Source organism: Rhizobium sp. BK529 (assembly GCF_014194105.1).
In the GTDB taxonomy this organism is placed as follows: domain Bacteria; phylum Pseudomonadota; class Alphaproteobacteria; order Rhizobiales; family Rhizobiaceae; genus Rhizobium.
The window spans coordinates 189,611-216,085 of the sequence record NZ_JACIAU010000006.1; the positions used below are offsets into that span (position 1 = coordinate 189,611).

23 protein-coding genes, 1 tRNA gene and 1 pseudogene are annotated in these 26,475 nt (G+C 59.3%); 14 read left to right on the forward strand and 11 right to left on the reverse strand.

The features are described 5' to 3' along the window. Positions 1-27 precede the first annotated feature (27 nt). From FHX08_RS28420 to FHX08_RS28445, 6 genes are all read right to left on the reverse strand, one after another. Positions 28-1,212 carry a vWA domain-containing protein gene (locus FHX08_RS28420; RefSeq protein ID WP_132657048.1) on the reverse strand — a complete coding sequence of 395 codons (1,185 nt, stop codon included), beginning with the start codon at positions 1,210-1,212 and terminating at the stop codon, positions 28-30. Between the two features lie 116 nt (positions 1,213-1,328). Beyond that, on the reverse strand, positions 1,329-2,216 hold the full coding sequence (locus FHX08_RS28425; protein ID WP_132657047.1) for a transglutaminase family protein: 888 nt from the start codon (positions 2,214-2,216) through the stop codon (positions 1,329-1,331). After that, positions 2,213-4,624: a circularly permuted type 2 ATP-grasp protein gene (locus tag FHX08_RS28430; RefSeq protein WP_132657046.1), complete on the reverse strand. Its 2,412-nt coding sequence runs from the start codon at positions 4,622-4,624 to the stop codon at positions 2,213-2,215. Before FHX08_RS28430 ends, FHX08_RS28425 begins: the two co-directional genes overlap by 4 nt. Positions 4,625-4,638: 14 nt before the next feature. Beyond that, positions 4,639-7,959: a DUF2126 domain-containing protein gene (locus FHX08_RS28435; RefSeq protein WP_184328083.1), complete on the reverse strand. Its 3,321-nt coding sequence runs from the start codon at positions 7,957-7,959 to the stop codon at positions 4,639-4,641. Between the two features lie 108 nt (positions 7,960-8,067). Next, positions 8,068-9,450: a sensor histidine kinase gene (locus FHX08_RS28440; protein ID WP_132657044.1), complete on the reverse strand. Its 1,383-nt coding sequence runs from the start codon at positions 9,448-9,450 to the stop codon at positions 8,068-8,070. Continuing rightward, the gene (locus FHX08_RS28445; protein WP_132657043.1) at positions 9,447-10,124 is read right to left on the reverse strand and encodes a response regulator transcription factor; all 678 of its coding nucleotides are present in this window, start codon (positions 10,122-10,124) and stop codon (positions 9,447-9,449) included. The genes FHX08_RS28440 and FHX08_RS28445 overlap by 4 nt, the downstream gene beginning before the upstream one ends. 181 nt (positions 10,125-10,305) lie before the next feature. Here FHX08_RS28445 and FHX08_RS31900 point away from each other — a divergent pair, with 181 nt between their 5' ends. From FHX08_RS31900 to FHX08_RS28480, 8 genes and pseudogenes are all read left to right on the forward strand, one after another. Then, positions 10,306-10,431 (forward strand): hypothetical protein, encoded by a 126-nt coding sequence (locus tag FHX08_RS31900; protein ID WP_281027486.1) that lies wholly within the window; start codon positions 10,306-10,308, stop codon positions 10,429-10,431. 40 nt (positions 10,432-10,471) lie between these two features. Beyond that, a pseudogene (locus FHX08_RS28450) lies at positions 10,472-11,005 on the forward strand (GNAT family N-acetyltransferase); the annotation flags it as partial. A gap of 43 nt (positions 11,006-11,048) precedes the next feature. Then, a complete protein-coding gene (locus tag FHX08_RS28455; RefSeq protein WP_184328084.1) occupies positions 11,049-12,113 on the forward strand; it encodes an ABC transporter substrate-binding protein in 1,065 nt (354 codons plus the stop codon). A 454-nt stretch (positions 12,114-12,567) separates the two neighbouring features. Then, the gene (locus FHX08_RS28460; protein WP_132657041.1) at positions 12,568-14,493 is read left to right on the forward strand and encodes a methyl-accepting chemotaxis protein; all 1,926 of its coding nucleotides are present in this window, start codon (positions 12,568-12,570) and stop codon (positions 14,491-14,493) included. Between the two features lie 340 nt (positions 14,494-14,833). Beyond that, positions 14,834-15,778, forward strand: coding sequence for a tripartite tricarboxylate transporter substrate binding protein (locus tag FHX08_RS28465; protein WP_132657040.1), 945 nt, complete (start codon positions 14,834-14,836; stop codon positions 15,776-15,778). Beyond that, entirely contained in the window at positions 15,775-16,266 is a 492-nt protein-coding gene (locus tag FHX08_RS28470; RefSeq protein ID WP_132657039.1) for a tripartite tricarboxylate transporter TctB family protein, read from the forward strand. The genes FHX08_RS28465 and FHX08_RS28470 overlap by 4 nt, the downstream gene beginning before the upstream one ends. 92 nt (positions 16,267-16,358) lie before the next feature. After that, on the forward strand, positions 16,359-17,876 hold the full coding sequence (locus FHX08_RS28475) for a tripartite tricarboxylate transporter permease (RefSeq protein ID WP_132657038.1): 1,518 nt from the start codon (positions 16,359-16,361) through the stop codon (positions 17,874-17,876). A gap of 279 nt (positions 17,877-18,155) precedes the next feature. Beyond that, positions 18,156-18,326 carry a hypothetical protein gene (locus FHX08_RS28480; RefSeq protein ID WP_165911956.1) on the forward strand — a complete coding sequence of 57 codons (171 nt, stop codon included), beginning with the start codon at positions 18,156-18,158 and terminating at the stop codon, positions 18,324-18,326. A gap of 126 nt (positions 18,327-18,452) precedes the next feature. On the opposite strand, the gene FHX08_RS28485 is transcribed toward FHX08_RS28480, so the two are convergent. Beyond that, positions 18,453-19,547 (reverse strand): DUF475 domain-containing protein, encoded by a 1,095-nt coding sequence (locus FHX08_RS28485; RefSeq protein WP_132657037.1) that lies wholly within the window; start codon positions 19,545-19,547, stop codon positions 18,453-18,455. 371 nt (positions 19,548-19,918) lie between these two features. On the opposite strand from FHX08_RS28485, the gene FHX08_RS28490 reads away from it, so the two are divergent. The 3 genes from FHX08_RS28490 (at position 19,919) to FHX08_RS28500 (ending at position 21,248) form a co-directional block, all read left to right on the forward strand. Then, positions 19,919-20,158, forward strand: a complete 240-nt coding sequence (locus FHX08_RS28490; protein WP_132657036.1) for a hypothetical protein — start codon at positions 19,919-19,921, stop codon at positions 20,156-20,158. 38 nt (positions 20,159-20,196) lie between these two features. Continuing rightward, positions 20,197-20,373, forward strand: coding sequence for a hypothetical protein (locus tag FHX08_RS28495; RefSeq protein ID WP_165911955.1), 177 nt, complete (start codon positions 20,197-20,199; stop codon positions 20,371-20,373). Between the two features lie 233 nt (positions 20,374-20,606). Next, positions 20,607-21,248: a hypothetical protein gene (locus FHX08_RS28500; protein ID WP_245508354.1), complete on the forward strand. Its 642-nt coding sequence runs from the start codon at positions 20,607-20,609 to the stop codon at positions 21,246-21,248. A gap of 13 nt (positions 21,249-21,261) precedes the next feature. On the opposite strand, the gene FHX08_RS28505 is transcribed toward FHX08_RS28500, so the two are convergent. The 3 genes from FHX08_RS28505 to cpdR1 all read right to left on the reverse strand — a co-directional run bounded on the left by FHX08_RS28505 (position 21,262) and on the right by cpdR1 (position 22,480). After that, the gene (locus FHX08_RS28505) at positions 21,262-21,759 is read right to left on the reverse strand and encodes a hypothetical protein (RefSeq protein WP_409527425.1); all 498 of its coding nucleotides are present in this window, start codon (positions 21,757-21,759) and stop codon (positions 21,262-21,264) included. 199 nt (positions 21,760-21,958) lie between these two features. Then, a tRNA-Val gene (locus FHX08_RS28510) sits at positions 21,959-22,033 on the reverse strand. An 84-nt stretch (positions 22,034-22,117) separates the two neighbouring features. Next, positions 22,118-22,480 (reverse strand): response regulator CpdR1, encoded by a 363-nt coding sequence (gene cpdR1, locus FHX08_RS28515; protein WP_007527565.1) that lies wholly within the window; start codon positions 22,478-22,480, stop codon positions 22,118-22,120. A 189-nt stretch (positions 22,481-22,669) separates the two neighbouring features. On the opposite strand from cpdR1, the gene FHX08_RS28520 reads away from it, so the two are divergent. Then, positions 22,670-23,551 carry an N-formylglutamate amidohydrolase gene (locus FHX08_RS28520; RefSeq protein ID WP_132657033.1) on the forward strand — a complete coding sequence of 294 codons (882 nt, stop codon included), beginning with the start codon at positions 22,670-22,672 and terminating at the stop codon, positions 23,549-23,551. A gap of 249 nt (positions 23,552-23,800) precedes the next feature. Then, on the forward strand, positions 23,801-24,574 hold the full coding sequence (gene hisN / locus FHX08_RS28525) for a histidinol-phosphatase (protein WP_132657032.1): 774 nt from the start codon (positions 23,801-23,803) through the stop codon (positions 24,572-24,574). A gap of 38 nt (positions 24,575-24,612) precedes the next feature. On the opposite strand, the gene FHX08_RS28530 is transcribed toward hisN, so the two are convergent. Further along, a complete protein-coding gene (locus FHX08_RS28530; RefSeq protein ID WP_132657031.1) occupies positions 24,613-25,584 on the reverse strand; it encodes an alpha/beta fold hydrolase in 972 nt (323 codons plus the stop codon). Between the two features lie 236 nt (positions 25,585-25,820). On the opposite strand from FHX08_RS28530, the gene FHX08_RS28535 reads away from it, so the two are divergent. After that, the gene (locus tag FHX08_RS28535) at positions 25,821-26,348 is read left to right on the forward strand and encodes a hypothetical protein (RefSeq protein WP_132657030.1); all 528 of its coding nucleotides are present in this window, start codon (positions 25,821-25,823) and stop codon (positions 26,346-26,348) included. Positions 26,349-26,475: the final 127 nt, after the last annotated feature.

The following is a 26,475-nucleotide window of genomic DNA, read 5'->3' on the forward strand; positions in this document are numbered from 1 at the left end:
TTTTGATTGAGAGAACGGAGGCTTTGATTACTGCGTCAGCAGGGTTTTGTCGGCGGCCGCGTTCTGCCCAATGGCCTGAAAGGCGGCAATGAGGTCGTTCATACTTTCTGCCTGGAAGTAGTAGGTAGGTCCACTGGCGCACGTGCTCAGGAGGTTTTTTCCCGCTTCGGGGGCCATGAATGCGATCGAATAGATATTGATCCCGTCCTTTTTGGCATTGGCGCAGGTGGCCAGCGTCTTCGTGTCGGATGCAGAATTGTTGTTTTCACCATCAGTCATGAAGACGATATATTTAGTTAGCTTGTTGTTGCCGGCATCAGCCTGAATCTTTGACTCCGAGCCTCCACCTGTCGAATTCAGGCCATTATAGGCTTTCTCCATCGGCACTGACGATTCCGTGTTGCCGCCTGCCGACATCGTATCGATGACTTCGGTCCTCGTCTTGGAAGTGCCCCAGTTGAAGTTATTAGAGTCCTGGATGGTGCCGCTCCACGCGATTGCGTTGGTGCGAACGTATTTGGATTGCGGGTCGGCCTTGTCCAACTGATCGAGAAGAAGGTTGGCAGCCGTCTTCAATGCGTCAATTTTCTTAATATAGCACGGGCTCTTCGTACCGATCGACTGACCGCTGGTATTATATTGCTTGCAACTCGTTGTCGGCACAATCTTGGTGCCGGTATTTGCGAGCATCGAGCCGGATTCGTCGAGAACGAGCGTCATAGAAACCGCGCTACGCTCCTGGCTGATGCCGCCGGTTGAGGTGCCTGCCGCCGCTATCTTGGACGTTTTGAATCCTAGGACGTTCATGAATGGCGTCAGGCTCAGCGGATAGGACGTATTGACCGAGATCTTGTAGCTTTTGCCGCCTGACGAGGTGGTCGTGTCGATGTTCACGGCCGTCGATGTTTCCAAAGCACTGATAGTTGCCGCATCGACATAGTTTGCCATCTGGCCGATCACGAAATCCTTGGCGAGGGTCTTTGCCTGATCGTCGGTGGTGACCTTGCCGGCAGAAAGTGCGGACGCTGCTGCAAGAGCTCCAGCGTCGGCTGCTTCTTGTAGCTGGCGCTGCGAAGCCATGATGTTCATGGTATCAATCGCGAAGCCTGCGGCGCCGATGAGCACCGGCAGCAATATTGCCGTCATCATACCGAAATTGCCACCACGGTCGCGCCGCAGCCGATCAAGAAGCGAATGCAGGGTGTTCATCATGTCCACCGATTCAAGGGAGCCCTAATTAGGCGCTATTGATGGACCAGATGACTTTAACGGCCGCTAAAACAGTGTCTAAAATTCTAGGAAAACCGCGGTTTTTTCCTATTTCGGGATTATTTCAGCGGAATTACGTCCACCGCCTGCACGGAACGCTGGCTTCCATAGCTTTTGAGTACACCGATAACGGGAGCGACATCGGCATAGTCACGGCCATACGCGACGACGATATGGTCGGTGCCTGCGGGAATATTGTTGGTGGGATCGAGCTCAATCCAGCCTGCCGTTTCTCCGCACCAGACCCGCACCCAGGCATGCATGGCGTCAGCCCCCTCCAGCCGTTCCTTGCCGGGAGGCGGAATGGTGCGCAGGAAGCCGGAGACGTAGCCGGCGGGAATGCCGAGACTGCGCAAGGCAAGGATCATCACATGGGTAAAGTCCTGACAGACGCCACGCTTCAGTTCGAACGATTCCAACGGCGTCGTGTCGACGGTTGTCGCCTCCGAATCGTAGGTGAAATCCTTATTGATACGGGCGCAGAGCGCGTAAGCGATCTGCATGACCGTCAGCGAAGGCTGGACGCAGGCCTTTGCGTATTCGGTGATCGCCTTGGTTTCCGTCAGGCGCGGACTGTCGCCAAGGAAATGATGGGGGGATTCCGGATCGAGCGACCAGATGCCGGCGACTTCTTTCGGCAGGTCGGCCAGCAATGGCGAGAAGTCGGCCGATATGACCTGGCTTTCGACCTGTACGCGGGCCTGCATGCGGATATCGAGGGTTTCATGCGGCGAGCGCAGCAGGAAGGATGTTGCCGGATGCTCGAAAAAATCGACGAAGTACGATTGTTCGTCGGGCTGCGGCGAAATGCTGATCGAGCCTGCGATCAGGCGTTGCCGGTTCGCCAGCGAGAGTGGCATGAGGCGCATGATATGGCGCGCACCGGATGCCGGCGTGTCGTAGGCATAGCCCATATGCAGGGTAAGATCGTAGAGCAGGGCCGTCATCCGAGATAGGTCTGCGCCAGGAGGTCGGAGAGGAGCTCCAGCTCGCGCTCGAGCCGGTGGTAGACATCGCTGTTCATCGTCTCCGGCGTCATGACGGCAAGTCCGGAATGCAGGCGCATTGCCTCGCGGTAGAAGGGCGACATCTGGCCGTTGATGAAGGCGTTCGGCAGCTGTTCAACCTCGCGATGGATCTCGTTCATCTGGAAGAGGATCGAGCGCGGGTTGAGCGGATCGAGCGCCAGGAGGTCGGTGACCGTCAGCCGTGCGGTGTTGACGTTGTAGCGGCGGCGGTGGGTCATGACGCTGTCGCCGATTTCGAGGAGCATGTCGAGCGCGCCATCGGGCGCTTCCGGGCCGGACATGCGGCCGAGAAGCCGCGTCATGTGCAGGCCGCGTTCTATGTAGCGGCCGAGCGAGAGGAAGCGCCAGCCGGTGAAACGATACATGTTTTCATGCACGAGGCCGGCAAAACCTGCGAGCTTGCGCAGCAGGATGGTCATCGCGTGGCTGGCGTCGTCGCCTGACGTAATCGTCGTATGGAAGCGGCGCGCGGTCTTGGCGAGATCGTTGAGGGCAAGCCACCCGTCAGGCGAGAAACGGTCGCGGATATTGCTTGCGGAATAGACGGCGCTGTCGATATTGCGCAGCAGCGATTCAGGCACAGGTTCGGCCGTATCTATGTCGACGGCGGCAAGATACTCGGTGACGTCGGCCAGAAGCGGCTGGTTCGGGTCGGCCGCCTCTGCATAACGCGCATGCCAGGCACGCAGGATGCGCAGCGCACCTTCGGCGCGCTCGATATAGCGACCCAGCCAGAAGAGGTTGTCGGCGGCGCGGCTCGGCAGGCTGCCCGGCATGTTACGGGTGAAGCTGCCTTCCGCGGGCAGAAGCGTGTGGCGCTCGACCGGCTTGCCGCTGACGATCCAGACATCGGCAGCTGCTCCACCGGATTGCATGGCAATGGCGGAGACATCGTCTCCCGAGCCGATGCGGGCAAAGCCGCCGGGCATGATCTGCCAGCCATTGGCGGTGCGAGCGGCGAAGACGCGCAGCGACATCGGCCGTGGTGTCAGTTTGCCATTGACCCAAGCAGGCGTGGTCGAGAGGGTGACGACTTCCTGGCCGACAAGTTTTGCGCCGTCGCTGGTCAGCCAGTCGGCAATCGAAGTCTTCGCGGTGGCGCGAAGCGATGAGCCGAGGACGGATTCGCCACCGTCATCGAAAAACGGCGCGCGGGAATAGGCCGGGCCAATCACCATCTTTTCGATATTGGCTGCTACATGGTCGCGCTCCTCCTTTTGACCGCACCACCATGTGGCGATGGACGGCAGGCGAAGATCTTCGCCCAGCAGATTGCGACAGACTGCGGGCATGAAGGCGAGCAGGGCGCGGGTTTCGAGAACCCCTGTACCGAGCGCGTTGACGATGGTAATGGTTTCGGCGCGCAGCGCCTCCACGAGCCCGGGGGTGCCGATATGCGAGTTCTGGTTCAGTTCCAGCGGATCGGCATAGGCGGAATCGAGGCGCCGCCAGAGCACGCCGATCGGCTTCAGTCCGGCAACGGTCCGCACCATGACGCGGCCGTTGACGACGGTCAGATCCTCGCCTTCGAGGAGCATGAAGCCCAGATAGCGGGCAATATAGGCATGTTCGTAATAGGTTTCGTTGGCCGGGCCAGGGGTCAGAACCGCGATGCGGTCGTCACCGGAATGTTTCATCGTCTGCAGCGCATCGCGGAAAGCGCCGAAGAAAGAAGCGAGGCGATGAACCGGTGTTTCGGCGTAGATGTCAGAAAAGGATCGTGTGGTCGCAACGCGGTTTTCGAGCGCAAAGCCCGCACCGGAAGGTGCCTGCGTGCGGTCGGCCAGCACCCACCAATTGCCATCGGGGCCACGACCGATCTCGAAGGCGCAGAAATGCAGATAGTGACCGGTTGCCGGTTTCACGCCAACCAAAGGCCGCTGGAATTCAGGGTTGGCTGCAATGAGGGCGGGAGGGATGATGCCCTCTTCCACAAGTCTGTTTTCGCCGTAGATATCGGCAACCATCGCCTCCAGGAGATCGGCGCGCTGGACGAGGCCGGCCGAAAGCGCCTGCCATTCGCGCTCGTCTATCAGCACCGGAATGTGGGAGAGCGGCCAGGCGCGCTCGCCACTGCCTTGGGCACCATAAGCGCGATAAAAGACGCCGGCATCCCGCAGGTAGCGGTCGGCGCGGGCGAGACGCTCGGCCAGATCTCTCTCGGACATGGCGTTCAGATGGGCGATGAAACGCTGCCAGACCGGCCGAATGGCGCCGTTATTGTCGACCATCTCGTCGGCGGTGCCCGGCAGGGGCGCATAATCGAAGACCGTGCCGTCGCGGTCTCCGATTTCGTCCCTCAATTCCAGTGCAGGCTTTTTGCCCATCAGACCCAGTTTCTTCAAATTCCAACAGGCCGCCTCAGATCCAGCGTGAGCGGGAATTCAGGCGAGGCCGTCTCGGCGCGCGGAATATAACCGCCTGCCGTGTGTCCCCACGGTTCGAAACGCGCAAGCCGGCGTGCTTCCGCCTCGTTGCCGTTGACCGGGAACGTGTCATAGTTCCGGCCTCCCGGATGGGCAACGTGATAGATGCAGCCGCCGATCGAACGTTTCGACCATGTATCATAAATATCAAAAGTCAAAGGCGTATTCACCGGCAGCACCGGATGTAAACCAGAAGCTGGTTGCCAAGCTTTGAAGCGCACGCCGGCGATGGACACGCCTGACGTAACTGTCGAGGTCAAGGGCACGATCCGGCCGTTGCAGGTTACGGTATAGCGCGAGGCATTACCGGTTTCGAGGCGGACTTGCAGGCGCTCCACCGACGAATCGACATAGCGCACCGTGCCGCCGATCGCGCCCTGCTCGCCCATCACATGCCAGGGTTCCAGCGCCTGCCGCAGTTCCAGTTTCGAGCCTTCGTATTCGACTTCGCCGCAGAAGGGAAAACGGAATTCGAGCTGCGCCTTGAACCATTCGGGGCTCAAGTCGAAGCCATTTTCACGCAGGTCCGCCAAGACATCGAGAAAATCCTGCCAGGCATAATGCGGCAGCATGAATCGGTCATGCAGTGTGGTGCCCCAGCGCACGAACTTCCCGTCCGCGGGATTCGCCCAGAAGCGGGCGATCAGCGCGCGCACCAGCAATTGCTGGGCAAGCGACATGCGGGCATTCGGCGGCATTTCAAAGCCGCGGAACTCGACGAGGCCGAGGCGACCGGTTGGCCCATCTGGCGAGAAGAGCTTGTCGATGCAGATTTCGGCCCGGTGCGTATTGCCGGTCACGTCGACCAGGAGGTTGCGGAACAGGCGGTCGACCAGCCAGGGCAGGGGCTGTAGGCCGCGACCGGGTGCCGGTATCTGCGCCAGTGCGATTTCCAGCTCATAGAGGCTATCGTGGCGGGCTTCGTCGATGCGCGGCGCTTGACTGGTCGGGCCGATGAAGAGGCCCGAGAAAAGGTAGGAGAGAGACGGATGACGCTGCCAGTGCAGGACGAGGCTCTTCAGCAGATCCGGACGGCGCAGGAAGGGACTGTTGTTCGGATTGCTGCCGCCGACAACGACGTGGTTACCGCCGCCCGTACCAGTATGGCGGCCGTCGATCATGAACTTGTCGGCGCCGAGGCGGCTTTCTCGCGCCTCCTCATAGATGGCCGTGGTTATGTCGACCGTTTCCTTCCATGTCGAGGAAGGATGGATGTTGACCTCGATGACGCCGGGGTCGGGCGCAACGCGGATGACATTGATGCGTTCGTCCTGTGGCGGTGCATAGCCTTCGATATGGACAGCAAGGCCGAGAGCGGAAGCTGCGCGTTCGATCGAGGCGATGAGATCGAGATAATCTTCCAGCGTCTCGGTCGGGGGCATGAAGACGCAGAGGCGGCCGTCACGCGGCTCGACGGAAATCGCGGTGCGGATGTGACCGTCGATTTCGCTGGCCGACTGCGGCATGGTCGGCTGCTGACCGGTGAAGGGCTGGAAGTGTGCGGTCTGCAGCTCGCGTCCCCTATCCTGTCCGAAATCCGGCAGTTCCGGTCGCTGCACGAAGGGATCGAGCGGGTTGATATAGGGATATTGCGATGGCGGAATATAGGCGAGGGAATTGAGCGGCAAGCGATAGCCGACCGGGCTATCGCCCGGCACGAGGAAGATGCGGCCGCGCCGCGTCGACCATTTTTCGCTCGTCCAACTGCGGCCGCTGGCCCGTGCATTCCAGGCCTGAACAGGCAGCACATAGCCGGTCGGACGGGTCAATCCGCGATCGAAGACGCGGGCGATACGCGCGCGCTCCTCGGCATCTTTGAGTTTGGAATTCGACGGATCGACATTTTCGGGGAGGCTTGATTCCTTGACCAGCCATTCGGCGGGATCTTCGAAAGCCGGGGTCACAAAATCGGGCGCCAGATCGAGCTCGCCGGCGATTGCGGTCAGCAGACGGCCGGCATCGTCCTCCGTGACCTGATAGTTCCGGCCTTCGTTGGCGACGAGACTATCATAGGACCAGATCGGCAGGCCGTCCTTGCGCCAGTAGAGCGAGAAGGTCCAGCGCGGCAGGCTTTCGCCAGGATACCATTTGCCCTGGCCGTAATGCAGGAAGCCGTTTGGTGCGAAGCGGGCGCGCAGCCGCCGGATGAGCGTGTCGGCCTTCTCGCGTTTCGTCGGGCCGACGGCCTCCGTGTTCCATTCGGCAGACTCGAAATCGTCAATTGAGACGAAGGTCGGCTCGCCGCCCATGGTGAGGCGCACGTCTTCGGCTTCAAGGATGCGGTCGACCTTCTCACCGAGTTCGTTGAGTTCATCCCAGGCATCGTCGGAAAACGGCTTGGTGATGCGCGGATGCTCGGCGACGCGCGCAACCTTCATGTCGAAGGCGAATTCGGTTTCGGCTTCGCCGTAATAACCACCCGATATCGGTGCGGCGTTGCGATAATGCGGAGTCGCGGCAAGCGGAATATGGCTTTCGCCGGTCAAAAGGCCCGAGGTCGGGTCGAGGCCGATCCAGCCGGCGCCGGGGAGATAGACCTCCGCCCAGGCATGCAGGTCAGTGAAATCATATTCCGTGCCCGAGGGGCCATCGAGCGCCTTGAGGTCGGGAGTGAGCTGGATAAGATAGCCGGAGACGAAGCGGGCGGCGAGGCCGAGATGGCGCAGGATCTGGACAAGCAGCCAGCTCGTGTCGCGGCAGGAGCCCTTGGCGATCTCAAGCGTTTCTTCCGGCGTCTGAACGCCTGCCTCCATTCGGATCACATAACCGATCTGCTGCTGCAGGCGCATGTTGAGGCCGACGACCATGTCGACCGTCTTCTGCTTGGAGCGGTCAAGCGTTTCCAAAAAGGCCTTCAGGCGAGGGCCAGGCTTTTCCGGCGTCATATAGATAGAGAGGTCTTCGCGAATGGTTTCCGGATAGTCGAAGGGCCACATCGTCGCTTCCTCTTCGACGAAGAAGTCGAAGGGATTGTAGACGGTCATGTCGGCAACGAGATCGACCTCGATCTTGAATTCGGTGACCGGATCGGGGAAGACGAAGCGAGCGAGATAGTTGCCGTAAGGGTCTTGCTGCAGGTTCACGAAGTGGTTCGACGGCGTGACCTTCAGCGAATGGCTCAAAACCCTCGTCTTCGAATGCGAGGCTGGCTTCAGGCGGATGATCTGTGGGCCGAGGCGGACCGGTTTGTCATATTGATAGTGGGTCAGATGGTAGATGCTGGCTTTGATCGACATATTGCTCTTTTTGTCCGCGTGCCGTTGATCGGCTTAGCTGTTCCCAGAGCCAGTGTGTGCAATGCAGCGAAAGAATGCAAGGCGGAAAGGTTAACGCGGTAACGGCGGTCAGGTGGCCCGGTTGAACGTCACCGATGCCTTGAGGCCTCTGCCGCCGCGACCGGGAAGGAGCGTAAGTCTCGCATTGAAAAGATTGGCGATTTCCTCGACGATCGGCAGGCCGAGTCCAGCGCCGGGCGCGCCGGAATCGTTGCCGCGGGAAAAACGCTTTCGGACTGCTTCCAGCTTTTCGGGCGGAATGCCGGGTCCATTGTCCTCGACTTCCAGCCGCACTGTCTCGGCATCTTCAACAATACGCACGGTTACCTCTGCGCCCTTGCCGGCGTAGGCGATGGCGTTGCCGGCAAGGTTGCGCAGCATTTCGCCGATCAGCAGCGGCTCGGCGCGGATCGTCGCAGGCCCCTCGCCCTCGAAACCGAGATCGATGCCGGCTTCGCCAGCTCGCGGAATCTGCTCGGCGGTGATCTCCTGGGCGATCGCGGTCAGATCGATGGCCGAAGCGGCCAGCGCCTCCTTGGCGGTCGCTGCATCGATCTTGGCCATCAGCAGAAGCTGGGCAAGGATGCGCTCGGCATGGGCCACGGCCTGATCGCCCTTCAGTGCGGCCTGCTGCGCTTCATCCAGTGAGCCGGCACGGGCCGAAAGCGCGAGCTGTGTTCGGATGATCGTCAGAGGCGTGCGGAGCTGATGGCTGGCATTGCCGGTGAAATTGCGTAGTGCATTGAGGGCCGATTGCAGGCGCACCATGAAAGAGTTGACGGTATCGACGAGCGGCTGCACTTCGCTCGGCACGGATTGTTCGATCGGATGGAGATCGTCAGGATTGCGCTCGCCGATGGCATCGCCGAGCTTGTAGAGCGGTCGCAGCGCCACAGTCACGGAAATCCAGACGATGATGGCCGCACCGGCAATCATGAAGGCAAGACGCAATGCGGAGCGGACGAGGATCGCCTGCGCGAGCTGGCGGCGGGCAATAGTGGTCTCGGCGACGGTAACGACGAAAGGCACGGAGCGGATGCCAGTCGAGGCGGAGCGCCTCAAGGTCGCGACGCGGATCGGCTCGCCACGGAAGACATCGTCGGCGAAGGCGGCCGTATCGCCTTGTGTTTCCTTCAATACGGGAAGAGCCTGATAGCCGGTTATGAATGTTCCGGGCGGGCCGTCGACGCGATAGAAGACGCGGTCCTGCGCTGCCGACGTCAGCATTTCCAGCGCAACATAGGGGATATCGACCTCAAGCGTACCGTCTTCTGCCACCACGACACGTTCGGCAATGGCGAGCGCAGAACCTGCGAGCACACGGTCGGAAACGATATTCGAGGTCTGCACGGCCTCGCGCCAGGTATCGGCAAGCGCCAGCATGCCGATAACGGCGGTGGAAACGAGCAGCCAGAAAAGCAATCGGCGCCGGAGCGAATAGGCTGCGGTCATGAGGTCTCGGACAGTTTATCGAGATAATAACCGATGCCGCGGGCGGTCTTCACCGTCAGGCCGTGCGGTAAAAGCCGTTTTCTCAGGCGGCTGACATACTGCTCTATGGCATTGGTGGAGATGTCGTCATCGAAAGCGGTCAGAGACTGTATGATCGCTTCCTTGGCGACGACTTTGCCGGCGCGCATGAAGAGGATTTCAAGAAGGCCGAGCTCGCGGGCTGGTATATCGAGCGGTGTGGCGCCGGCTGAAAAGGCGCGGGAGTTCAGGTCAAACGAAATCGATCCGAAACTGACGGTCGAGGAATGCAGGCCGGCCTGGCGGCGAAGGAGCACGCGGACGCGCGCCTCGAATTCAGCAATGTCGAAGGGTTTGATGAGATAGTCATCAGCGCCGAGATCCAGTCCTTTGACGCGTTCTTCCGGGGAGCCGCGTGCCGTCAGGATGAGCACAGCCGCGCGGCTGCCGCGGGCGCGCATGGCACGCAGCACATCGAGCCCATCCATCTCCGGCAAGTTCAGATCGAGAATGACGAGATCGAAATTCTCCGCTGCAATCACGGCATTGGCCGAGGCCCCATCATGGACGACATCCACCGCGTGACCTGTGCCGCGCAAGATCGCCGAAAGGCCATCGGCCAGCGCGATATTGTCTTCGGTAAGCAGGATACGCAACTGATGTTTCCCTCGATTTTTGGGGGAGTCTATCAGGGATGGCATCCGGCTGTCACAGCGATTCTGGGAATTGGTGAATGGAAGATCCGAACGCGCATCCACTCCGCCGACACATCCGGCCGAGGAGAGTGGCACTCGCGCGCAAGAAGATCGATCAGGCTGCCTGGAGAATGTTGATACCGTGGTCACGCTCATGATGCGACCGATCGCTCCCGACGTCAGCGGGCCTTTCAGCGCTTCGTTGGACGTGGCGGCTTCGAAGAAGGCGGTCAAGTCCTCATCGGCGATCGACATCATGACGGCCTGAAGGATGGCGAGAGACAGAGCCTCATGGTAACTTCGAGAAGGCTCGTAGGGAGGCTTTTCAGATGGGGGACCTGTCAGTCGCGCTTGCGGAAACTCCGGAAGAGATCGATGCTGTTCGGCATCTCAGTCGCGCCTTCAGGCAATGGCTTTACGACAATTATCCGGCCGAACGGTCGCAGGTGGAGCTCTACTATGATCCCGAAAAGTTCGAGACGTTGCTCGCTGAGCTGCCCCATATCCATGCAAGGCCGCAAGGTGCGATGTTTCTGGCACGCCTCGACGGAGAGAACGTCGGCTGCGTGATGCAGCATGAGATTGCGCCCGGCATTTCGGAAATGAAGCGGCTTTTCGTTTCAGAGAAGGCGCGTGGCAGCGGCGCGGCGCTTGCACTCTGCGAGGCCTCGCTGACCCGCGCCAGGAAAGACGGCTACCGCATGATGCAGCTTGACACCGGCTACCGGCAAGTCGCGGCGCAGAAGCTCTATCGTCGTCTGGGCTTTCGCGAGCGGGATGCCTATTATGCTGTCCCTGATGATCTCAAGCCTATTTTGGTTTTCTTCGAGCGTGAGCTTTGATGCTTCGCTTGTCTCGGTCTGTCTGGTCAGGCATTCTCTCTGCATGAGGAGCCTTTTCATTCTGCTTTTTTGCCTTGTGCCCGGCCTTGCAGCCGCAGAGCAGGTCTTCTACCCGGCGAAGTCGGGCAATGCCGATGCGCCGGTGTTGACGGTCTATTCCTCGCTCGACGAGCCGCTCGCGCAGCCGATGATCCGCGGTTTTCAGGAGGCCAATCCGGATGTGGCGGTCAAATATGAGGACATGCTGACCGGGGATATTCATGACCGCATCGTCAAAGAGACGGATGCCGGCTTCAAGACGGCGGACTTCGCCTTCTCTTCCGCGATGGACCTGCAGGTGAAGCTTTCCAACGATGGCTACGCTCAGGTGAGCAATCTGCCGATGAGCGCCCAGTGGCCGAAATGGGCAAACTGGCGCAACACGGCCTATGCGTTGACCTTCGAACCCGCTGTTTTCGTCTATCACAAGCCAAGTTTTGCCCATGAAACGGTGCCGAGCTCGCGGGCAGAATTCGTCGATTATCTGAAGCGCAAGGGCAACGAGGTTTACGGACGGATCGGCACCTATGACATCGAACGGTCCGGTGTGGGTTTTCTCTTCATGGCGAGAGACCAGGAACAGTTCGGCGACATTTGGTCGGTAATCGGCGCGATGGGGGCGGCGGGTGTAAAACTCTATTCCACGAGTTCGGCGATCCTCGAGCGTGTGGCCGACGGGCGCTTCGTGCTCGGCTACAATATTCTCGGCTCCTATGCGGCTGACTGGGCTTCGCGTCACCCTGACGTCGGCATCGTGCTGCCGAAGGACTATACGGTCGTAATGTCACGCATCGGCCTGGTACCGCAGGCTGCAGCCGAGCCGGAACTCGGGCGGCGCTACCTCGCCTTCTTCATGTCGAAGGAGGGGCAGACGATCATGGCTCGCGAGCTGCAGATCCCTGCCGTCAGCCCCGAAGTGGCGGGTGAGAACACCGCCAATACGTTGCAGGAACTGCTCGGCGCACAGTTGCGTCCCGTGCCGGTTAGCCCAGGCCTGATGGTTTATCTCGATCAGGTGAAACGGGCGCGGCTGATTGCGCACTGGAACGAGGTGTTGCGAACGCAGTAAAAATTGAGGCCGCTCAATATAAAACCTGCGGGCTGACCAAAATAAATTACATGATCTCAATAACTAAGCGGCCCTCGAGAGGGATCCCTTCTCTCTTTTTTGATTAGAAAAATCGTCGCAGGGCGAAATATTTTCGCGGCGTTGCAATGTCCCAAAATGGAGGATTCTATTGAGAATTTATGTCAATAAGTAATATTTATTAGCGAAACTCGGTGCGGTGGCGTCGCATTATTACAGCTGATTCTACAACTTTTGATTTTTTATTGATAATTCTCAGTGCCGCCATTTAGCGAAAATTAAGCAAAATCCTGCGGTTATTTCCAGCATGAAATCATCGCAGCAAGCTCGTCGCCGAGCGACTGCGCAGACGCATGATGTCGCAAACAGTCTTCCTTTTCCCGGGCCGGGGTAGATGCGCGACCATGCATCTCTCCATATTTAGAGGTTTTATTTCATGACGCGTCCAAATGTGAAAACGTCAATGATCGGCATATTTTCACTGATTGCCGTTCTGTTCGCACTGTCCGCTATTATTTCTATTCGTGGCCTGAACACGTTCAACAGGAATGCCGATAATTTCGCGACCAGCTTCCTACCGGGGGTTTCGAAGGCCTTGGATATCCAGATTGCGCGTTATTCGCTGCGCGGTTCCTATGGCGACTACGTCATGGGCCGTGCCGAAAACGGCTCGGACAGCTATGAGAAGAAGATCAAGTCGAAGCAAGGCGACCTGCTGAAGGCCGTGGCCGACTATAAGGAGCAGGTCGACACCGATGCCGAGCGTGAAGCCTTTGCCAAAATAGACGATGCGGCGACCAAATATGCCGCCGCCGGCGATCAGCTGATCGCGCTCGTCAAAGCAGGCGACAAGGAAAAGGCGCTCAACGTTTTCCAGAATGATGTCGGACCGATCGCCGATGACCTAGCAGCCGCCGTCGACAAGGTGGTGAAGTTCAACAAGGCGTCGGCAGCTGATGCAGCCGAGCAGAACAATGCCGAGTTCGAGAAGGCGCTGCTGCTGCTCTCCATCATCCTTGGCGTCAGCGCCCTGCTGGTTTGCGGCTCGGCCTATTTCGGCATCGCAGGCATTGCCAATGCGATCAGCCGCATCACCGGCTCCATGCGCTCGCTGGCCGGCGGTAACACGCAGGTGATCGTCGCCGATATGAAGCGCGGCGATGAAATCGGCGAAATGGCAAAGGCCGTCGAAGTCTTCCGCCAGGCTGCGATCGAGAACCAGAACCTGCAAGCCGAAGCAGAGAGAAACCGCAAGCAGGCCGAAGCCGACCGCGTCCGGCTGACACGCGACGCCGAAGCTGCTGCGCAGGCGCGCCTCAACGAAGCAACCGCGGGTCTCGCCTCGGGCCTCAAGCGCCTTGCAGGCGGTGACCTTAGCTTTCAGCTCCACGAAGCTTTTGCACCTGATTTCGAGCCGCTCCGCCACGACCTGAACGGTGCCGTCCTCCAACTCGGCGATACGATGAAGTCAATCGCGTCTTCCGCCGGTGCGATTGATAACGGCACCCGCGAAATCGGTAGCGGTTCGGACGATCTTTCCCGCCGCACCGAGCAGCAGGCCGCCTCCCTCGAGCAGACCGCCGCAGCCCTCGATCAGATCACCATCAATGTGTCGAATTCGTCGAAGCGTGCTGACGAGGCCCGTCAGGTTGCGATCCAGGCAAACGACAGCGCCACGCGCTCGGGCATGGTCGTCGCCAACGCCATCGATGCGATGCAGAAGATCGAGCAGTCCTCGAACCAGATCTCCAATATTATCGGCGTCATCGACGAGATCGCCTTCCAGACGAACCTGCTGGCGCTCAACGCCGGCGTGGAGGCAGCACGCGCCGGAGAAGCCGGCAAGGGCTTTGCGGTGGTCGCACAGGAAGTGCGCGAACTTGCCCAGCGTTCTGCGGCAGCCGCCAAGGAGATCAAGGATCTGATCCGCAATTCGTCGGTCGAAGTGCAGGGCGGCGTGCAGCTCGTCCGCGAGACTGGCGATGCCCTAAAGACGATCGAAAATCTGATCGTATCGATCAATCAGCACATGGACGCAATCGCAACGTCGTCGAGAGAGCAGTCGACCGGTCTTAAAGAGGTCAACAGCGCCGTCAACCAAATGGACCAGGTGACCCAGCAGAACGCTGCTATGGTCGAGGAGACCAATGCAGCAAGCGCAACGCTTGCCGCCGAAGCTGGACGTCTTCGCGATCTTATCGCGAACTTCAAGCTCTCTGGCGATGACAACCAGGCATCCACGGATGCGGCAGCGCTTCGCCGTACGGCATCGGCCATGGCACGCCCAAGCCAGCGGCCGCCCCGGCCTATCGCAGCAACGGCAACGCTGCCGTTCTGCAGGAATGGTCCGAGTTCTAATTAGGGAAACATGAGGGGCGAGGTTTGCCATCGGCGAACCTCGCCTTTGTGCATTGATACTGCTGCTGTGATCAGTTCTTTCATATCACCACTTCCCGTGAGCGCAGGTCGCCGAATTGCGGCAAAAAAGTGTCTTTCCGCACTAGATATCTCGCCAATGTCAGCTAAATGACAGCTTCATATGATGGCTTGGGCTACTTCCTCTCCGTGGAGGCGGAGAGTTGAAGAATTTCCGGGGGGAGTTCCGCTCGCTATCAGGACAATTGGGTCCGCCGATCGGTAATATCCTCTCATTTCAAAAATAGCACTAGCGGTCCGCTCAGCCGCAGCATGGAGGACACATCGTGAAGCATACTTTCATCGCAACTCTTTTGGCAGCGGCTATTGCGCTGCCGGCCTATGCGGCCGATTACACCATCATCGCTCCTGCAGCGCCCGGCGGCGGCTGGGACCAAACGGCCCGCTCGCTGCAGACGGTTCTGCAGCAGGAGGGTATTTCCAAGAGCGTTCAGGTTCAGAACGTACCGGGCGCCGGTGGCTCTATCGGCCTTGCTCAGTTCAGCAGCCAGAGTGCTGGCAATCCGAACGCTCTCATCGTCGGCGGCTATGTCATGGTTGGCGCGCTGCTGACCAACAAGTCGGCCGTCACGCTGAAGGACGTTACCCCGATCGCTCGCCTGACCGGCGAATATGAAGCGATCGTCGTTCCGGCCGCGTCCGACATCAAGACGCTTGCCGACCTCGTCGCCAAGCTGAAGGCCGATCCCGGCGCCGTTTCCTGGGGCGGCGGCTCTGCCGGCGGTACCGACCACATCGCCGTCGGCCTGATTGCCAAGGCTTCCGGTGTCGATCCGACGAAGATCAACTATGTCGCCTTCTCGGGCGGTGGCGAAGCGCTCGCCGCTATTCTCGGTGGCCAGGTCACGGCCGGCATTTCGAGCTACAGCGAGTTCGAATCGCAGATCAAAGCCGGCTCGCTGCGTCTGCTCGGCGTTTCCAGCGACACTCGTATCCCCGGTGTTGACGCGCCGACCTTCAAGGAGGCCGGTACCGACGTTTCCATCCAGAACTGGCGCATGGTCGCCGCCGCTCCGGGCCTGACGGATGAAGAAGTCGCCTCGATCGCTTCCGACTTCGACAAGCTGCATAAGTCTGCCGCTTGGCAGGAAACCCTTAAGACCAAGGGCTGGGCCGACACCTATCTTGCAGGTGACGAGTTCAAAGCACAGCTTGAAAAGGATGTCTCGGCGACCGAAGGCATTCTCAAAGAAATCGGTCTCGTTCAATGAGTGAAGCCGATAACATTTCGGCAACGAAGCGCCGCCCAGATTGGGCGGCGCTGGCCATTGCCGTTTTCCTCATCGCCGTCGCGGCCGTCGTGTTCTGGGATGCGACACATCTGAAGACGATCGCGCAATATGATCGTATCGGCCCATCCACGGTACCGAAAGCCATCGCCCTCGGCCTCTTCTGTCTTGGCATCTGGACTATCGTCGAGAGCTGGCGCGGCGAGTTCCCTGAACGTGAACATCAGGAAGTGGCGCCCGTCATCTGGGTCGTCGCAGGCCTAGCCGGGCAGATGCTGCTCCTGCGCACCGCCGGCTTCTCAATTGCGACCGGTGTGCTCTTTGCGCTGACCGCACGCGGCTTCGGCAAGCGTCAGATTTGGATCTCATTGCCCGTGGGCATCGTGCTGAGCTTCATCGTCTGGGCGATCTTCTCGCAGCTCCTGCAGCTCACGCTGCCGGCCGGCCCGCTCGAACATCTATTCTTCTGACAGCACTCGCCTCGCGCCAAGCGCTGTCAGTTTTTTGCTTTTTGCGCGGACGGTCCTAGTGCCCCAAAGGAGCCGCCGCTTGGGACAAAGACATGAGCACATTTGAATTCCTCTGGCAGGGCATTCTGGTTGCTGCGCAGCCGATCAACCTGCTCTACGCCCTCATCGGCGTGACCCTCGGCACGGCCGTCGGCGTGCTGCCGGGCATCGGGCCGGCTCTGACCGTGGCGCTTCTCCTGCCCGCCACCTACAAACTCGATCCGGGCGGGTCCCTCATCATGTTCGCCGGCATCTATTACGGCGGTATGTATGGCGGTTCGACCACCTCGATCCTCCTGAACACACCCGGCGAAAGCTCCTCGATCGTGACAGCGCTGGAGGGCAACAAGATGGCCCGCGCAGGCCGCGGCGGACCGGCGCTCGCCACAGCCGCCATCGGCTCGTTCGTCGCCGGCCTCATCGCGACACTCGGCCTTGCTTTCGTCGCCCCCTATATCGTCAAGCTCGCGCTCGTTTTCGGCCCGCGCGAATATTTTGCGCTGATGGTACTTGCCTTCGTCACCGTCTCCTCGGCTTTCGGAGATTCGGCGCTGCGCGGTCTTACCTCGCTCTTCATCGGCTTTGCGCTCGCCATGGTCGGTATCGACCAGCAGACGGGCCAGGCGCGTCTCTCCTTCGGCATTCCGGACCTGCTGGATGGTATCGAGGTGACGACGCTTGCTGTCGCGATGTTTGCGATCGGCGAGACGCTCTACATTGCCGCTCAGGGCAACCGCGGCGAGGACAAGGTGGAAGCGGTGCGTGGCTCGCTCTGGATGAACGCCCAGGACTGGGCTCGTTCCTGGAAGCCCTGGCTGCGCGGCACGATTATCGGCTTCCCGATCGGCGCCATGCCTGCCGGCGGCGCCGAAATCGGTACCTTCCTTTCCTATGCGACGGAAAAGCGCCTGTCGAAGAACCCGGAGGAATTCGGTCATGGGGCCATCGAAGGCGTTGCCGGCCCTGAGGCAGCCAATAATGCCTCCGCCGCGGGCACCTTGGTGCCGCTGCTGACCCTCGGCCTGCCGACATCGGCAACCGCAGCAATCATGCTCGCCGGCTTCCAGCAATACGGCCTGCAGCCGGGGCCGCTGCTTTTTGCAACCAACCCGCAGCTCGTCTGGGGTCTTATTGCCAGCCTGCTTATCGCCAATGCGATGCTGCTCGTATTGAATCTCCCGATGATCGGCCTCTGGGTTCGCCTGCTGACGGTTCCGAAGCCGTGGCTCTATGCCGGCATCCTGCTGTTTGCGACGCTCGGCACCATCGGGGCCAACCCGTCGGTCTTCGAACTCGGCATGCTGCTCGCGTTCGGCCTGCTCGGTTACATCATGCGGATCTTCGGCTATCCGATCGCGCCTGCCGTCGTCGGACTTATCCTCGGGCCGCTGGCGGAGCAGCAGCTCCGCCGTGCGCTGTCGATCAGCCAGGGCGATGTAACCACCCTCGTAATGTCGCCGATCGCTTGCGGCCTGCTCATCGTCGCAGCTGCCGCTTTCCTCATTCCGCTGATCTTGAGATTGCGTGGCCGCGGCCAGGTTCTCTCGCAGCTCGCGGCAAATGAAGATTAAAACAAAAAGACGACCCTGACCCCTAATTCAGGCTGGCCGTGGCGACGTGGCCGGCCATTTCTTTGCGGTTTGCTATTTCTCAATTGAGGGGTTTTTTAGTAGTTATCTGAATTAGAAGCGGAAATGTGGATTTCTCGCAGGAGATTTCTGGGCGGTTTTTGTTTGCCGACGAAAGAAATATGCGCTTCTTGCATAGCAGCGGTGATTTCCTGCGCGTTGTAGGTGCATTCGGGCCTCCCCACCTGTCACTAGTCAATTACAGAGCGAGAGGAAAAGAAGATGTCCGCTATCAGAAAGTCGATCCACAATGGTTTCCTGGCACGCGCTTTTGCAGCGCTCGGAGCCGCAAACGCAGTCAGTGCCGCTGTTGAAGGTGGTCGCAAGCCGCGCGCCCGTGACCTGCAGGAACTGGGTATCGATCCGGTGAACTTCGGCCGCGTCATCCGGTAAGACGCGTCAAATGCCTGGATTGAAATCCAAACCATGCATTCAATGAATAAGCTCGCAGCCGTTGGTCGCGGGCTTTGTCTTTTGGATATACGAGCCGCAGCGCCAGAACGCCACGGCTTTTGAGTGTCAGGCGTGCAGGCGCTCCCGCTCGGGAGCGTGCGTTTCCCTTTGTCGCTCCTGTCTGTTGTAGCGGATCGACGACCAGAGCGAGACACCGATCAGGGCCGCGCCGCCAAGGCCGGTGATCACTTCGGGAATATGCGTCAGAGTCTGCACATACATGATCACCGAGAGGATCAGGATGGCATAGAAGGCGCCATGTTCCAGGTAGCGGTACTCCGCAAGCGTTCCCTTCTCCACCAGCATGATCGTCATGGAACGCACATACATGGCGCCGATGCCGAGGCCGATGGCGATGACGAAGAGGTTTTGGGTCAGCGCAAAGGCCCCGATAACGCCATCGAAGGAGAAGCTGGCATCAAGCACTTCCAGGTAGATGAAAGCGCCGAGGCCGCCTCTTGCGGCCTCACTCATCGCGCGCTGCGATGCATCGAGAAGGCCGCCGATGACTTCCACCGCCAGGAAGGTCACGAGACCATAGATCGCACAATAGACGAAGGTGGTCGCGTCCTCGCCCTCCAGGAGATGGGAGAACAGCAGGATCAGCAGGAGTACAAAGGCGATCTCGATGCCTTTGATCGTGGCTGAACGCGCCATGACCCGCTCCAGCCAGCCGATCCAGTGCACTTCCTTCTCATGATTGAAGAAGTAAGTAAGACCGACCATCATCAGGAAAGTGCCGCCGAAAGCTGCGATCGGCAGATGCGCATCATTCATGATGCGGGCATATTCGGCTGGCTCACGTGCCGCGAGCACGAGCGCTTCCCACGGACCGATCTTTGCCGCGATGGCGACGATTGCCAGCGGGAAGACGATGCGCATGCCGAAGACGGCGATGACGATGCCCCAGGTCAGGAAGCGATGCTGCCAGACTGGGGTCATTTCCTTCAGCTTATTGGCATTGACGATCGCATTGTCGAAGGAGAGCGATATCTCCAGAACGGCCAGTACGGTGCAAATAAAGAACACCGTGGCCATGCCACCCAGCGTGCCGGTCGACTGCCAGCCGAGGAGAGCACCGAGCGCAAGGCCGAGGCCTGTGACGATGAAGGCCCAGCGGAAATAGCCGAGCGAGGACTTCTGAGACTGAGGCTGGTTCATGGCTGCACCTCGCGGGCGCAAACCTGTTCGGAGGATAGGGTGAAGACAGAAAGGCGCATACCGCAACGGGCATGCGCGATTGGCATGGTGAGCTTTTTCATTGATGAAAAATCCGCCGGCTAAATTGCAGGCGGTACCGACATCACGAGAGCGCCGTAAAAACTCTCGCCAGAGGGGCCCGGCACCAGGTTTCCCCCGCAGCCGATGTCTGGATGAGGCGACGGGTGCTTCACTAGGTAGTGAAGTTGCGACGCCAGTCAAGGCGCCTGATCAGGCAGGGTTACGGTTTTCTCTGGAACCATACAGGCGCCCACCCGTTAAACCTAGCCGAGCCGATGAAACATCTCAGATACTCTTAAAGGAGGGCGACGATGCAAAATTCGACCCATGTTCCCGACAGGCGCGCGGAAGCCTCTGATCGCATGAAGCGGGCGAAACCGAACCGCATGCAGAAGGCCCAGGTTCTGCCTCCGCACCATGTCGACCTGACGTTGACGCCGGATGCCATTCATGACGTTCATGTGCCCGCGCATGTGAGCGGTAGCGATCTTTCAAAGGGTGGCCCCGACATCAAGAGCGACAATGCTCATGTCGCAAAGCCCGTCCGCTGAAAACCAGTTCCGCAATCGAAAAGACAGGTGAGACACGAATGACGATCAATCTTGTGCCGCGCGATATCTTCATCCGGCATGAATATGAATGGCAGGCTGTGCGCGATGCGGCCGAACGCCGGATAGATATAGGCAAGCGCGAGATGCCATCCCCACCCGTGAGTGGACAAACCGCAAAGCCCGCCAACTCGCCTTCGGTAGCGCAAGGCTGCTGAGCAAGGGAAAGTTTGAACGAAACGCCCGGCCAGATGCCGGGCGTTTTCATTTCCGGCAAGTATCGCGGCCTTGGAAAAGCGCTGCGCAGTCTTGCTTCGCCAACCTTTCGGAAAGGATTGGGCGGCGATAATCCGGCCCGTTGAAGGGAATCGGATCGATGGCCAAAACAGCAACACGCGGCCGCCGCAAGGCGCCGACAAAAAGGAAGAGCGTCGCATCCTCCGGAGGCGCAATGCCTTGGATGATGCTCGGCATTGCCGCGGTGGGTGCGATCGCCGCATATGACAACTGGAAGACCATTCGGCCTATGCTTGGCAAAGCGCCCGCTACGATCGTCCGCGAAACGGCTGAAGCCAAGCCCCAGGCGCCCAAGGAAGCATCGAGGCAGGTCGCCGTCGCAGCCCCTGCGGCCAAACCTCGGCCGACGAACGATCCGGTGCCGCCCGCAGCGATCCCCTCGGCTCCGGTGCCGACGGCAAAGATCGTGCCGGCCTCCATTTCTCCTGCTTCCTCGTCCTCCTCGGAAAGTGCCAAAGCGGCGTTCGGCTATTGCGGGCAGGGTGAGCATATCAATTGCGTCGGTGATGCCGGCACCTTCTGGTACAAGGGCGAGAAGATCGTCATCGCCGATATGGTCAGCCCCGATGTGGACCGCGCGCGCTGCGAAGACGAACGGAAGATCGCCTTTGCTGCCAAGTCACGGTTGCTCGCGCTTCTCAATGCCGGTCCATTCAATATGAACGCTGCCGGCAAGTCGGATGAGCGAGGTGCACCGCGCGTTGTTTCGCGGGACGGGCGTTCCTTCGGCACGCGACTGATTGACGAGGGTCTGGCCAGGAAGCCGGGGGCTGCCGGCGGCTCCTGGTGCGCCTAAGGGCAGCCACCGACTATTTCTTATTTTTTTCCGGTGTTTTTTGTGCCGGCCCTTTGCCGTTGGTGCGGAAACTGCCTGTGAAGGCCGCATCTTTGCTTTCGGCCGTGCATTCAATGGCGGTCGGTTTGCCTGCATAGGGATTGCCGAAGGTGCAGGAGCCGGCGACTTTCACTTCACCCGTCATCTTGTTGCCGACGCCCGTGGTGACCAGACTGAGCGGCAGACGCGCATTGCCGTTAGATGCGGGCTTGATGCCTTTTCCATCACCCTGGAAGCCGAGCAGCTTACCGTCGGACGTGAAGATGAAGGTCACCGTCCCGTTGACCAGAGTGACGCTTGCCAGTTCACCCTTGCAGCCCTTCGTGGCGTCGAATTTGGCAACGACCAGCTTTTGGCACTTGCCTGGCAGCGTAATGACGCCAGGCGCGCCTGGAAAATTGTCATCGGCCTGCGCAGTTGCGGCAAAGGCGAGGGTGGAGAAGGCGGCGACGGCAAGTACGGATAATTTCATTTCGATTCCCATGTCCCGGCAAGGCGAATCAAGCCTCGGGCTCCATTATCGCGCATGGCATGGCTCTGTGTCCGAATTTGGTTTTGGCGCTGCACTGCGATCTGAATAGCGGTGATCACAGGGCCAGTTCCCAAAGAACTGGCAAAACTAAAATGGCCTTTCGATTTCTCGAAAGGCCTTGCTTTTCAGCGAATTAGGATGGTGGGCGTGACAAGGATCGAACTTGTGACCCCTACGATGTCAACGTAGTGCTCTCCCGCTGAGCTACACGCCCATCCGATGTCGGCGCATAGACCACAAAACCTCCGGAGCCGTCAATAGGCTTTTTTGAAGTTTTGTGACGATCCGCCAAGACGCCTTATGCGGCAAGCATCTTGTTGACCTCTTCAACGAGGTCACGCAGGTGGAAAGGCTTGGAAAGGACCTTCGCATCCTTCGGAGCCTTCGAATCAGGGTTCAGTGCAACGGCTGCAAAACCCGTGATGAACATGACCTTCAGGTCGGGATCGAGTTCGGTCGCACGTCGCGCGAGCTCGATGCCGTCCATTTCCGGCATGACGATATCGGTCAAGAGCAAGGAGAATGGTTCTTCGCGCAGGCGGTCATAAGCGCTCGCACCATTGTCGTAGGAAAGGACCTTGTAGCCAGCCTTTTCCAGCGCCTTCACGAGGAAGCGGCGCATGTCATTGTCGTCTTCGGCGAGAAGTATCTTCTGAGTCATTAATCCGGACCGCTGATCACTGATTGTTTTATGGGATACCAAGCCTCTACACTAGACTTCGCCCAGTAAACAACCGGTGAAATCGCCTGACCCAGACCGCCATCCCCTCTATGTAGTATGGACTTAAGGGCGGGCAACTGGCAACATGGCCCGCACAGCCACGTGATGACATGGTAAAGAGGGCAGAAAGTGCCGGAAATGCGCGAATACGAGCTTTTTGAAGTGCATGAGCCCGTGTCGCAGACCATTCCCTTCGTCTACAACTCTCCTCATAGCGGCCGCATTTATCCACCGGAATTCATTGCCCAGTCGCGGCTCGAAGGTATATCGATACGCCGTTCTGAAGACCACTATGTCGATGAACTCTTTGGTGCGGCCGTTGATCTCGGTGCCCCCCTGCTGCTTGCGAATTTCCCGCGTGCCTATCTCGATGTCAATCGTGAGCCCTACGAGCTCGATCCGCGCATGTTCGATGGGTTGCTGCCGCCCTATGCGAATATCAATTCGCTAAGGGTTGCAGGGGGGCTTGGCACCATTCCGCGTATCGTGGCCGAGAACATGGAAATCTATGCGCGCCGCCTGCCCGTTCAGGAAGGGCTGGAACGTGTCGAAAGCGTCTATAAGCCTTATCACTTCGCGCTGCGGCGCCTGATCGCGCGCACGCACGTACAGTTTGGTTTCGGCGTGCTGATCGACTGTCATTCGATGCCGGGCAATGTGCGCGTTGCCGGCACCAACGCGCGGCCGGACTTCATCATCGGCGACCGCTACGGCACCAGCGCTTCGTCCGAGCTGTCGCGCGCGGCAATCGGCATCCTCGAGGAATTGGGTTTTGCGGCGATCCGCAACAAACCCTATGCCGGCGGCTTCATCACCGAACATTATGGTCGCCCGTCGCGCGGGTTGCATGCGCTGCAGATTGAGGTGAACCGCTCGATCTATGTCGATGAGGTAACGCTTGAGAAACGGCCCGACTTTGGCATCGTTGCGACTGCCATCACGTCTTTCATGCGGCAGATGGCTGATTATGTCGAGAAATTCGCTGGCGATCGGGCGCTCGCTGCCGAATAATTTCTACATGAGGTCAAAAAAAACCGCGCCTTGTCAGCGCGGCTAAGTCTAGGGAGGAAACACCCAAGGAGGGTATTTACAGTCAGAAGACTGTAGCCAAGACCCTACTGCTGCATTGCACAATTGTCAAGCATTATATTGCGCTGCAAAATCTTTAGGCAGCTGATCCGAAATTGCCTGTCACATTTGCATTCCACCGCTTTTTCGCTATGAAAAGCGCCGTTTCTCGCCAGCTATACGGATTTCCCCATGCTTCCTGACCGTTCGTTCTTCAACCGTCTTGCCGAAGCTGCCAAGGCAGAAACCCTGCCGCGTTTCCGCTCGGGCATCAATGTCACCAACAAGCTGTCGTCTGGCTTCGATCCGGTCACGGAAGGCGATAGGGCGGCGGAGACGGCCATTCGTGCGCTGATCGAGCAGCATTTTCCGGAACATGGCATCCTGGGCGAAGAGCATGGCAATGTCGGCCTCGACCGCGAGCATGTATGGGTGATTGACCCGATCGACGGCACGCGCGCCTTCATCTCCGGCGTTCCAGTCTGGGGGACGCTGATCGGTCTGCAGAAGAATGGTCGAGCGGTTGCCGGCATGATCGAGCAGCCGTTCACTGGCGAGCGCTATTTTGGCGACGAGAACGGGTCGACCTATAGCGGGCCGGAAGGCGAGCGCCGGTTGCAGGTACGCGATTGCGGCGCGCTTTCCAACGCGATCCTCTTTACCACCTCGCCACATCTCTTTGTTGGCGAGGAGATGGAGAAGTATCGCGAAATCGAGAGCAAGGTCCGTCTCTTCCGCTATGGCTGCGATTGTTATGCCTATGCGCTGCTAGCCGCCGGCCATGTCGATCTCGTTGTCGAGAATAGCCTCAAGCCTTATGACGTTGGTGGCATCATTCCGGTCATCGAGGGCGCCGGCGGCATCATCACGACCTGGAACGGCGGGCGGCCTGAAAATGGTGGTTCCATTATCGCTGCCGGCAGCAGGGCGGTGTATGAAGAGGCAATTGCCATCCTGCAGCGCTGAGCCTGTCACACAACGCAGGGTTTTGAGACAATAAAGGCTCAGACGCCGATCGCCGTCACGTCTTCATTCGCCTCGGCGTCGCTGCCGGGAATGAAGGCGTGGAAAGCGGCGAGCGCGGCGGCGCGGTAGATATCCCTTTCCTGGAATATCTCGTGGCGGGCGCCGTTGATCGGCACGAGCTGGCCCGCACGGAAGTAGCGAGAAAGCCGTTCCTGCACCGTGTAAGGCACCAGCCCGTCGCGTGTCGGCGCGATGACGACCGAGGGTATGGTGATCGAGAAGAGATGATAGGGCTGGGTCACCCGGTCGATCGCTTTCATGCATTCGTGCATCCAGCGGGCAGTTGGCGCTCCTAGAGCGAGCTCCGGATGGGCCCTGGCGATCGCCATATTTCGCTCGAAACGCGTTTCATCCGATGTCAGAAGATTACCAGGGAACTGCAGCTCTTTCATCTTGCCGAGCGGCATGCTTCCAAGGCCGACAGCGCAGAGGGTGGTCGATACCGTGCGGATAATACCCTCGGAAGCTACTTGGCCGGTAAGGCCAAGGAAAGGTGCCGATAGCACCATGCGCTCGATACGCGTCGACAGATAGGGTGCAGCGGAAAGCGCGATCAGCGCGCCAGTCGAATGGGCGAGCATATAGAAGGGCAGGCGGGTATCCGGCAGCACGATCTTTTCGAGGAAGGTATAGAGATCGCGCTCGTAATCGGAAAAGCGGCGGATGTGGCCGTGATTGCGCTTCTTGATCAGCCGCTGCGAACCACCTTGGCCGCGTAGGTCATAGGTGGCAACCCAAAGGCCTTTGGCGGTGAGATCGCGGATGGTCTCGAAATACTTCTCGATATATTCGCTGCGTCCGTGCAAGAGCACGACCGTTCCGTGGGCAACTGAGGTTTGCGACCGGAAGACGGCATAACGCAACCTGTGACCGTCGTGGGTCTCGAAAAAACCTTCGGTACGGTTCTCCGGCGCCGGATTATCTTGGGTCGAGTAGAGAACCTGTTCCATGGGTGGCGTATTTCTTCACGTGAGAGATATACTAGGGGATATCGCAGGAAGCGGGAAAATCAATGGCGAAATTGCCGCCAATATAAGCAGATCATAATACATTCGAAATTTCCTATAGGGCAAGCTTCGCGAAAGCGGAGACACGCTAGGGTTTGTGCGAACGAAAGACTTGTTCCGGCATGAGGCCGGTTATTCGCACGTTCATGACTGAAGATTGGGGCGCCGGGAGGCTGGCCATGAATTCGGTTTCTTTCGTCGGGACTGTCAATTCTGGCGTCCACCAATTAACCGGGCCGGAGCGGCCGGAGTCCGTTCTCGATTATCTGCAATCGGATTATCTTGATATCGATCCGCCGGATGTGCATCTGGCGATGCTGAAACTCTTCAGCGACGACCCAAAGTCACAGTCAGCGTTCGCGCGCGAGTATTCCGCCGTCATGGCGATACCGCAAAATACCGGTATTTCGCCGGAAAACGGCCAGTTCCTTGCGCTCGAGCAGATGATCGTTGATAACCGCGATGCCTTCCCGGCGGAGGGCTTCACGATCACCACCAAGCTGCCGGGCGGCGGTTCCATCGTTGCCGAAGTGCCGCCCTCCAACAGTGGCGGCAAGGACAAGGGCAGCCATTTTTTCATATTTTCAAGCGGTGATTCAGCGGCACTGTCGCGCATCGTCAGTGCTCTCATGCTCAGCCATCAGGATGTTGCCGGAGCAGACAGGCTGGATGCGACGCAGGACCAGCTTGCGGGGCTTTATGCCTGAAGAAAAGAGGCCGGCGGAGCTGAGAGGCTCGCGCCGGCCGAATTGAGGCTGAAGAAGAAGGGACGATACACTCCAGCCTTCGGGCCAATGTCACCCGATGCGTCTATCTGTAGCGAGCGGCGTCTGA